The sequence below is a fragment of the Desulfurococcus sp. genome (assembly GCF_049970475.1).
GTDB lineage: Archaea > Thermoproteota > Thermoprotei_A > Sulfolobales > Desulfurococcaceae > Desulfurococcus > Desulfurococcus amylolyticus.
The window spans coordinates 1-1175 of the sequence record NZ_JBMFMW010000162.1 but is presented as its reverse complement, the minus strand read 5'-3'; the positions used below and the strand labels follow the sequence as shown (position 1 = coordinate 1175).

1 protein-coding gene and 1 pseudogene are annotated in these 1175 nt (G+C 42.7%); both read right to left on the bottom strand.

Going from position 1 to position 1175, the window contains the following annotated elements:
- Window positions 1-365, bottom strand: a pseudogene (locus ACP5N5_RS07015) (ABC transporter); the annotation flags it as partial.
- Window positions 365-1175: ATP-binding cassette domain-containing protein (locus ACP5N5_RS07010; protein ID WP_428134527.1), on the bottom strand; the 811-nt coding region annotated here is incomplete at its 5' end. The gene ACP5N5_RS07010 and the pseudogene ACP5N5_RS07015, both read right to left, overlap by 1 nt.

Sequence of the window (1175 nt, the reverse complement as noted above, 5' to 3'; positions counted from 1 at the left end):
GGTAATGTGAATAATAATGCAGCCAGGGAGCACCCAAGTATCCTGCCCAGCACGAAGATGTTTCTTTTAATAGGGAGAGATAAATGGTATTCGACTATTCCATCATCAAATTCATCCGCTATCACGTATCCCCTTGATATGCTTGTTGAATACAGTATCGACACATATACTCCTAGCAGGTAGAATTCATAGTAGTTTATCCCGGTTAACTGTCTAACTATAAGGGATATTGCTCTTGCAAATATGAATACCTGGATCACAAACCAGCTAAGCCTCATTGCAACGAAGACTTTCTGCGTCTTGAGTCTTTCTAAATCCCATTCGATAACATGGATTAAATCTCTTAGATCACTAAGAAAGAACACTATCCCTCTCCCCTGAGACTAGCTCCTGTTAAATATGTGAACACATCGTCAAGGGTTGGCTCCTTGATCATCAGCCTTGACACGGTGATATTATTCTTCTTTAATAAATCCACTATGTCTACTACCTTCTCCTCTCCTTTCTCAAGGTATACTCTGAGAACTCCGTTCTTAAACTCTACTCTACCATACTCATTAAGCCTCTCTACAATATTATTAGGAAGTTTATCATTGTTAACCTGTATCTCCACCACGTCGCCGCCTGGAATCATATCCTTGAGCTCGCTGATCGTTCCAAGCGCTCTTAGACGGCCCTTATATATTATAGCTATCCTCTCACACACCCTTTCAGCTTCAAACATATCGTTGGTTGCAAGTATAACAGTCGTACCCTCCTTCTTCAACCCCTCTATTATGTTCCATAAAGCATGCTTGGCCAAGACATCTACTTGAGCCGTTGGCTCATCCAGTATTGCAAGTCTCGGCTTCTGAATCAATACTTTAGCCAGCTCCACTTTTTTACGGGTACCCCCGCTTAACTGGTAGAAGTATTTATTACGGTGCTCCCAGAGCCCCAGGGTTTCCATGACCTCCCTTACTACTTTCCTAGCTTCTTCACCACTGTAGCCTACTACCTTTGCATGCCACATTAATAGATCATATGGTTTATCCACCCAGAGTGCTTTCGGATCCTGAAAGGCTATCCCAGTGATTTTTCTTACAGCGTAATCCTCCCGTGTAACACTGTGTCCATACACGTATATGTCGCCGCTTGTAGGCTTATATATAGTGGCTATGGTGAGCAAGGTCGTT